The organism is Inquilinus sp. (assembly GCF_057815775.1).
Genome location: NZ_JBYRFX010000394.1, coordinates 1 through 7,812, shown reverse-complemented (window position 1 = coordinate 7,812; position 7,812 = coordinate 1). Strand labels below are relative to the sequence as shown.

7 protein-coding genes and 1 other RNA gene are annotated in these 7,812 nt (G+C 69.4%); all 8 read left to right on the top strand.

Features of this window, described 5'->3' with window-relative positions:
* Positions 1 to 180: 180 nt before the first annotated feature.
* A complete protein-coding gene (locus AC3XYG_RS14210; protein ID WP_489140491.1) occupies positions 181 to 897 on the top strand; it encodes a GNAT family N-acetyltransferase in 717 nt (238 codons plus the stop codon).
* 76 nt (positions 898 to 973) lie between these two features.
* Positions 974 to 1,407: RNase P RNA component class A (gene rnpB / locus AC3XYG_RS14205), an RNA gene on the top strand.
* A 350-nt stretch (positions 1,408 to 1,757) separates the two neighbouring features.
* Positions 1,758 to 2,219: a division/cell wall cluster transcriptional repressor MraZ gene (locus AC3XYG_RS14200; protein ID WP_489140490.1), complete on the top strand. Its 462-nt coding sequence runs from the start codon at positions 1,758 to 1,760 to the stop codon at positions 2,217 to 2,219.
* Complete coding sequence (gene rsmH / locus AC3XYG_RS14195) at positions 2,216 to 3,205, top strand: 16S rRNA (cytosine(1402)-N(4))-methyltransferase RsmH (protein ID WP_489140489.1); 990 nt, start codon at positions 2,216 to 2,218, stop codon at positions 3,203 to 3,205. Before AC3XYG_RS14200 ends, rsmH begins: the two co-directional genes overlap by 4 nt.
* Positions 3,202 to 3,990 carry a cell division protein FtsL gene (ftsL, locus tag AC3XYG_RS14190; protein WP_489140488.1) on the top strand — a complete coding sequence of 263 codons (789 nt, stop codon included), beginning with the start codon at positions 3,202 to 3,204 and terminating at the stop codon, positions 3,988 to 3,990. Before rsmH ends, ftsL begins: the two co-directional genes overlap by 4 nt.
* Before the next feature lie 89 nt (positions 3,991 to 4,079).
* Complete coding sequence (locus AC3XYG_RS14185) at positions 4,080 to 5,738, top strand: peptidoglycan D,D-transpeptidase FtsI family protein (RefSeq protein ID WP_489140487.1); 1,659 nt, start codon at positions 4,080 to 4,082, stop codon at positions 5,736 to 5,738.
* A 3-nt stretch (positions 5,739 to 5,741) separates the two neighbouring features.
* Positions 5,742 to 7,490 carry a peptidoglycan D,D-transpeptidase FtsI family protein gene (locus AC3XYG_RS14180; RefSeq protein ID WP_489140486.1) on the top strand — a complete coding sequence of 583 codons (1,749 nt, stop codon included), beginning with the start codon at positions 5,742 to 5,744 and terminating at the stop codon, positions 7,488 to 7,490.
* Positions 7,487 to 7,812 (top strand): Mur ligase domain-containing protein (locus AC3XYG_RS14175; protein ID WP_489140485.1); only part of this gene is annotated, 326 nt, incomplete at its 3' end. The genes AC3XYG_RS14180 and AC3XYG_RS14175, both read left to right, overlap by 4 nt.

The window sequence follows — 7,812 nt, the reverse complement described above, 5'->3', positions numbered from 1 at the left end:
TGATCCCGATCACCGAGACGATCGGCGCGCTGCAGCCCTGCCCGCTGCTGGCGGCCGGCATCGCTCCCGGTGCGACGACCGATGCCTATGCGCCAGGCCGGCATTTCGACGATATCCTGCGGGCCAATATCGGGGGCGCCGTCGCCCCGGCCGATGCCGGCGAGTGAGGGGAGAACAACCATGCCCGACCGCACCAACGATCTGGGCCAGCCGATCGGCGCCCCTCTTCCCGACTGGGAGAAGCGGCCGCTGCCGCCCCGGACGCCGATGGAGGGCCGCACCTGCCGGCTGGTCCCGCTTGACGTCGGCGCCCACGCAGCGGATCTGTACGAGGCCATGGGCCGGGACGCGGAAGGCCGCAACTGGACCTACCTTCCGGTCGGGCCCTTCCCGGAATTCGAAGGCTTCCGCGCCTGGCTGGAGAAGATGGCGCCGGGCGGCGACCCGCTGTTCCACACCGTGATCGACCGGGCGACCGGCCGCGCCGTCGGCATCGCCTCCTATCTCCGCGTCGATCCGGGCAACGGAGTGATCGAGGTCGGGCACATCCATTTCTCGCCGCTGCTGCAGCGCACGCCGATGGCGACCGAGGCGATGTTCCTGATGATGGCCCGGGTGTTCGACGAGCTCGGCTACCGCCGCTACGAATGGAAGTGCGACAGCCGGAACGCGGCGTCGCGCGCCGCCGCCGCCCGGCTGGGCTTCCAGTATGAAGGGCTGTTCCGCCAGGCCGTGATCACCAAGGGCCGCAACCGCGACACCACCTGGTTCTCGATCATCGACGGCGAATGGCCGCGGCTGCGCGCCGCCTTCGAGCGCTGGCTCGACCCGGCGAATTTCGACGGCGAGGGCCGCCAGCGCGAGAGCCTGTCCGCCCTGACCCGCACGCCGGACTGACCGCCGTCACATCTTTGTCATGGGATGGCATGGGATCGCCTTGCGGTCCGGCGCCGGGGTTCCTATACACACGCCAGCAGATGGCCGGATGGCCGCTCTGCCGGGTTTCGGCCCGGCGGGGAGGAAAGTCCGGGCTCCACGGAAACACGGTGCCGGGTAACGCCCGGCGGGGGCGACCCTAGGGAAAGTGCCACAGAAAGCAAACCGCCCGGTTTCGGCTCGCCGCGCCGGGTAAGGGTGAAAGGGTGCGGTAAGAGCGCACCGCACGGCCGGCAACGGTCGTGGCACGGTAAACCCCACCGGGAGCAAGACCGAATAGGGGCGGGGCGGTCCATGGGAAACCATGGGCCGACAGGCGCTTCCGCCTGCCGCCCGGGTTGGTCGCGCGAGGCGACGGGCAACCGTCGTCCCAGAGGAATGGCCATCCTTCGGCCCGCGTCTTCCCAGGCCTTCGGGCCCGGGCGGATACGGGGCCGGAGACAGAACCCGGCTTACAGGCCATCTGCTGCTTTTCCGCCCTCGTGGCGCCGCTGCGCACCGTCCCGCCCGCAAGGGTTCGGGCCGGTTTTTTGTGTCTGAATGTGAGAACAAAAGAAAAACGAAGGCGAGATCGGAGTCGAGACCCATGCTCCATCTTGGGCTTTTGTTCCGAGGATTCCGCAGAGTCTAGGTAAAGAGGCGGAAATGCCACGGAAGCCAGAAAATCCAGTGATTTCCCATGACTAGACCTGCCTATCCCATTGTGTTCCACCGTTACCCATGATATCCCATGAACTCCCATCGGATGGGGTCGATATCCCGGATTTCGGGGTCCGGGCGACAGAGGTGACGACACGGCGGGCGCGCCGTCAGGGGGATGGATGGCTCGGTTCACGGGCACTTACGTCAACAAGGTCGACAAGAAGGGACGGGTCAGTGTGCCCGCTCCCTTCCGCGCGACCTTGGAGGCGTTGGGCGCCCCCTTGGTGAACGTGAAGCCGACGCCGGACCGCCAGGCCCTGGACGGGGTCACCGAAGCCTACATGGACGAGGTCCAGCGCCGGCTCGACGCCATGGACCTGTATTCGCCGGAGCGCGAGGCCCTGGAAATCCGCGAATTCTCCGAGACGCAGCAGCTGCAGATGGATCCGGAGGGGCGGATCATCCTGCCGCGGCTGCTGATCGACATGGCCGGCATCGGCGAGACCGTCGCCTTCATGGGCATGGGCAGCCGCTTCCAGATCTGGGAGCCGGAGGCACTGAAGGCCCACCAGCAGTCCCGCCTGACCGCGTCGCGCGACCTGACCCTGGCCCGCGCCGGAACCAATGGGGGCGCAGCATGAGCGGCGCCCATCTGCCCGTCCTGCTGGCCGAGATCGTGGCCGCGGTGGCGCCGCGCGACGGCGACCTGATCGTCGACGGCACCTTCGGCCGCGGCGGCTATGCCCGTGGCCTGCTGGCGGCGGCCGACTGCCGCGTCGTCGGCATCGACCGCGACCCCGAGGCGGTGGCCGAGGGCCGTCGCCTGGAGGCCGAGCAGCCGGGCCGGTTCCGCATCATCGAAGGCCAGTTCGGCGCCATGGACACGCTGGTCGGCGAAGCGGCTGACGGCATCGTGCTCGACCTCGGCGTGTCGTCGCCGCAGATCGACAATCCGGCGCGCGGCTTCTCGTTCCGCGCCGACGGGCCGCTCGACATGCGCATGGGACGGGATGGGGCAACCGCAGCCGACATCGTCAACAGCATGGCGGAAGACGACCTCGCCAACGTGATCTTCGATTTCGGCGAAGAGCGGCTGTCGCGTCGCGTCGCCCGCGCCATCGTCGCCGCCCGCAAGGACTCCCGGATCGAACGGACGCTGCAACTGGCCGAGATCGTGCGCCGCGTGGTGCCGCGGTCGAAGGACGGCATCGATCCGGCGACGCGCACCTTCCAGGCGCTGCGCCTGTGGGTGAATGACGAACTGACGGAACTCGACCACGGCTTGAGCGGGGCTGAGCGCCTGCTTCGGCCCGGGGGACGGCTCGCCGTGGTCACTTTCCACAGCCTGGAGGATCGCCGCGTCAAGCGCTTCCTGGCGGAACGCAGCGGCGCCGGCGGCGGCGTGTCGCGCCATATCGCGGCGCCGACCGACGATGCCCGGGCCCCGACGTTCCGCCTGGCGGCCAAGCGGTCGGCGACGGCGGGCGATGTGGAGATCCGCGCCAACCCGCGCGCCCGGTCGGCGCGGCTGCGGGCGGCGATCCGGAGCGAGGCCCCGGCCTGGCCGCCCATCGGTCAAGGGGGCGGCGGCCAAGGTGGTGGGGACAGGGGGAGGGTGGCAGCATGATCCGCGTCGGCACGATGATTTGGCTTGGTCTGATCGGTGCGTCCAGCGCGTTTCTGTTCAAGACCAGCTACGAAGCCCAGTCGCTGGAAGGCGACCTGCGGGGGCTCAACCGGTCGATCCTGCGCGAACAGGATTCGATCCGGGTGATGCATGCCGAATGGGCTTTCCTCAACCAGCCGTCGCGCTTGCAGGCGCTGACCGACCAGTATACGAAGCTGCGCCCGATCGTGCCGACGCAACTCATCGCCAGCGCGTCGGTGCTCCCGATGCCGCAGCCGTCGCTCGATGGCGACCAGGCGATGCCGACGGTGTCGCTGGTCGCGCAGAACGATGCGCTGCCCAGCTTCGGGCCCGTGCCCCTGCCGGGCCGCAGACCCGGTGAGGGCGGTGTCCTTCTTGCCGCGGCCGTGCCGATGTCCGTTCAGACCAACCCAGGGTCGGCTGCCCAGCCCGCCGCATCCCCGATCCAGGCCGCGCCGGCCGCTGTGGCGCCGATCCAGGTCGCCTCGGTCGACGTCCGGCCCGCGCCGGTTGTCGCCCCCGCCGCGCCGTCGGGCGGCTGGGTCGTGCCCCAGGCCTCCGCGCCGGCGGCTGCGGCCAGCCCGCAGCCCCTGCGGGCGGTGACTGTGGCCGACGCGCCGATCCGGCCGATCGTCGTACCGCGCCGCCCGGCTGCACCGCTTGAGACCGTCGCCCAGGCGTTGACGCCGACCCGCGCCGCCGCGTCGGATGATCCGATCGGCGCCCTGCTCTCCGGACTCGACGGCCCCCGGAGCATTCGATGACGGCTGATGCGGTGGACGGTTTCCCCTCGGTCCCGCGGCAGGTTGAGCCGGCCTCTCGGCCGGCTCAACGCCTTTCCGCGGCGATCGAGATGGGCCGCCATCGCATCGTCATTTCGGCCATGGTGTTCAGCCTGGCCTTCGGCGGCATCGGGCTGCGCCTGGTCAACCTCATGGCCTTCGGTGGCGAAGCCGATGGCGGTCTCGGCATTCACGCTGTCTCGGCCGCGGCGCCGACGACCGACCGGGCAGAGCTGCGCGACCGCAACGGCCTGGTCCTCGCCACAACGCTGCCCTCGGTCTCGCTCTATGCCGATCCGAAGATGGTGCTCGACCCCATCGAGGCATCGCTGCGCTTGGCGAAGACGCTGCCGGATATCGATCAGGACAAGGTGCTGGCCGACCTGTCGTCCGAGCGCCGCTTCGTCTGGCTGAAGCGCGGCCTGACTCCGGCGCAGGAATATGAGGTCAACCGGCTCGGCATTCCCGGCCTGGCCTTCCAGAACGAGGATCGGCGCTACTATCCGACCGGCAACCTGACGTCGCATGTCATCGGCTTCACCAACATCGACGCCCAGGGCATCTCCGGGCTGGAAAAGAGCCTGGACACCCGGCTGGAGAGCGGTGAGCCAGTCCAGCTGTCGATCGACCTGCGGCTGCAGGAAATGGTGCGGGAAGAGTTGAAGGCGACCATCGCGACCTTCAGCGCCGAGGGCGGCAACGCGCTGATCATGGATGTGAACACCGGCGAGGTCCTGGCGATGGTCTCGCTGCCGGACTTCAACCCGTATGAGCCGGGCGGCCCGTCCGAGCTGTCGATGTTCAACCGGAACACGCTCGGCGTTTACGAGCCGGGGTCGACCTTCAAGATCTTCAACACGGCGATGTCGCTGGAAAGCGGCACGTCGACCTTGACCTCGCAATATGATGAAAGCCCGATCCATGTCGGGCGCTTCACCATCCACAATTTCCGCGGCGACCCCCAGTCGGGGATGCTCAGCGTCTACGATATCTTCCGCCTGTCCCTGAACACCGGCTCGGTGCACATGGAGGAGGCGGCGGGCGTCGACCGGCAGAAGGAATTCCTGACCCGGCTCGGCCTGACCAAGCCGGCCCCGATCGACCTGCCCGAGGTCGGCGCGCCGATGGTGCCGCATCCCTGGAGCAAGGTCAGCGGCATGACCATTGCCTATGGCCACGGCATGGCGGTGTCGCCGCTGTCGCTGATCACCGGGGTCAGCGCCATTGTCAACGGCGGCATCCTGCATCCACCGACACTGTTCAAGCGCGACCCGTCGCAGCCGGTGCCCGGCACCCGCGTGATCTCGCCCCAGCTGTCGCAGACGATGCGGATGCTGATGCGCGCAGTGGTCACCGGCGGCACCGCGAGCAAGGCCGAGGTCCCCGGCTATTTCGTCGGCGGCAAGACCGGCACGGCGGACAAGGCCTCGCACGGCGGCTACAACCGCGGGGCCCGCGTGACCGACTTTGTCGGCGTGTTCCCGATCTACGCCCCGAAATACATCGTCATGACGATGCTGGACAATCCGCAGCCGATCAAAGGCACCTACGGCTTTGCCAGCGCCGGCTGGAATTCGGCGCCGCTGGGCGGCCGCATCATCGCCCGGATGGGCCCGATGGTCGGGCTCCAGCCGGCCGATCCGAAGGATCCGGCCATCCTGCAGGCGCTGTCGCCGCCGTCCAACGCCGTCTCCGCCACCCTGCAGGCTTCGGCCGGCAGTGAGGACTGAGCGATGGCCGCCCCCCACGATCCCACCCTGCTGCCAGCCGCACCCCACCGGGTCGACCGCCCGGGCCGGGCGCTGGCCGCGGCGATCGAAACCGGCCGGCAGCGCGTCGTGGTCACGGCGCTGGTCTTCGGGCTGGCGTTCGGCGGGATCGGGCTGGGGCTGGTCCGGCACATGGGCTTCACGCCCGACGCCGTCGACGGCCGCGTGGTCTCGATGGTCGGGCCGGCGACCGATCGGGCGGATCTGCGCGACCGCAACGGCCTGATCCTGGCCACCACCCTGCCGTCGGTGTCGCTCTACGCCGACCCGAAGCTGGTGCTCGACCCGATCGAGGCGTCGCTGCGGCTGTCGAAGGTCCTGCCGGGCCTCGACCCCGACAAGCTGCTGGCCGACCTGTCGTCCGACCGCCGCTTCGTCTGGCTGAAGCGCGGCCTGACCCCGGCCCAGCAATATGAGGTCAACCGGCTCGGCATCCCCGGCCTGGCGTTCCAGAATGAGGCGCGGCGCTACTATCCCGCCGGCAGCCTGACCTCGCATGTCGTCGGCTTCACCAACATCGACGCGCGGGGCATCTCCGGGCTGGAGAAGAGCCTGGACGACCGCCTGGCCAAGGGCGAGTCGGTCCACCTGTCGCTCGACCTGCGGCTGCAGGAGATGGTGCGGCAGGAGCTGCAGGCGTCGGTCACCGAATTCAGCGCCCAGGGCGGCAACGCCATCATCATGGACGTGACCAATGGCGAGGTCCTCGCCATGGCATCGCTGCCCGATTTCAACCCGTATGAGCCGACCGCGGCCCCGGTGGAGGCGCTGTTCAACCGGAACACGCTCGGCGTCTACGAAATGGGCTCCACCTTCAAGATCTTCAACACGGCCATGGCGTTGGAAAGCGGCACCTCCACCCTGGCCTCGACCTATGATCAGAGCCCGGTCCGGGTCGGGCGGTTCAGCATCCGCAACTTCCGGACCGAGCCGCAGTCGGGCGCCTGGAGCGTCTATGAGATCTTCCGCCAGTCGATGAACACCGGCTCGGTGCGGATGATGGAGGCGGCCGGGCTCGACCGGCAGAAGGAATTCCTGGCCCGGCTCGGCCTGACCCGGCCGTCGCCGATCGAGCTGCCCGAGGTCGGGGCGCCGATGGTGCCGCGTCCCTGGAGCCGGGTCAGCGGCATGACCATCGCCTATGGCCACGGCATGGCCGTATCGCCGATGCAGCTGGTCGCCGCGGTCGGTGCCGTGGCCAATGGCGGGATCATGTATCAGCCGACTCTGTTCAAGCGCGACCCGGCCCTGCCGTTGCGTGGCAAGCGGGTGATCTCGGCGGAGCTGTCGCGGACGATGCGGTCGCTGATGCGGGTCGTGGTCACCAGCGGCACGGCGACCAAGGCCGATGTGCCGGGCTATTTCGTCGGCGGCAAGACCGGCACGGCCGACAAGGCGGCCCGCGGCGGCTACAACCGCCGGGCGCGGTCGAATGATTTCGTCGGGGTGTTCCCGATCCATGATCCCCGATACATCGTCATGACGATGCTGGACGATCCGCAGCCGACCAAGAAGACCTACGGTTTCGCCACTGCCGGCTGGAACGCCGCGCCGCTGGCCGGCCGCATCATCGCCCGGATGGGGCCGATGGTCGGCATCGCCCCGGCGCATCCGCAGGACCCAGCCATCCTCGAGGCGCTGGCCGTGGCCCCCGGCGGCCGGACGGTCCCGCAGGTCGCGGTGATGGCGGCGGAAGAGGAAGAAGAATCATGAGCGGCGTGGCGACATTGCCCGCCGGGCTGAAGGGGCTGACCGCCGATTCCCGCGCGGTGCGGCCCGGCTTCCTCTTCGCCGCCCTGCCGGGCGTGCGGGCCGACGGCCGTGCCTTCATTGCCGATGCGCTGGCCGCGGGCGCCGCCGCGATCCTGGGACCCGAGGGCACGGTGCTGCCGGCCGGCGCCCGGGCCGTGCTGGTCACCGATGCCAATCCGCGGCGCCGGCTGGCGCTGATGGCGGCGGAGTTCTATCGCCTGCAGCCTGCCACCATCGCCGCCGTCACCGGCACCAGCGGCAAGACCTCGACCGTCAACTTCGC

What these genes read in the sequence shown, in the direction of transcription:
- ftsL (WP_489140488.1), top strand. Translation starts at nt 3,202, where the DNA reads ATGATCCGCGTCGGCACGATGATTTGGCTTGGTCTGATCGGTGCGTCC.
- AC3XYG_RS14180 (WP_489140486.1), top strand. Translation starts at nt 5,742, where the DNA reads ATGGCCGCCCCCCACGATCCCACCCTGCTGCCAGCCGCACCCCACCGG.
- AC3XYG_RS14185 (WP_489140487.1), top strand. Translation starts at nt 4,080, where the DNA reads ATGGGCCGCCATCGCATCGTCATTTCGGCCATGGTGTTCAGCCTGGCC.
- AC3XYG_RS14210 (WP_489140491.1), top strand. Translation starts at nt 181, where the DNA reads ATGCCCGACCGCACCAACGATCTGGGCCAGCCGATCGGCGCCCCTCTT.
- AC3XYG_RS14200 (WP_489140490.1), top strand. Translation starts at nt 1,758, where the DNA reads ATGGCTCGGTTCACGGGCACTTACGTCAACAAGGTCGACAAGAAGGGA.
- rsmH (WP_489140489.1), top strand. Translation starts at nt 2,216, where the DNA reads ATGAGCGGCGCCCATCTGCCCGTCCTGCTGGCCGAGATCGTGGCCGCG.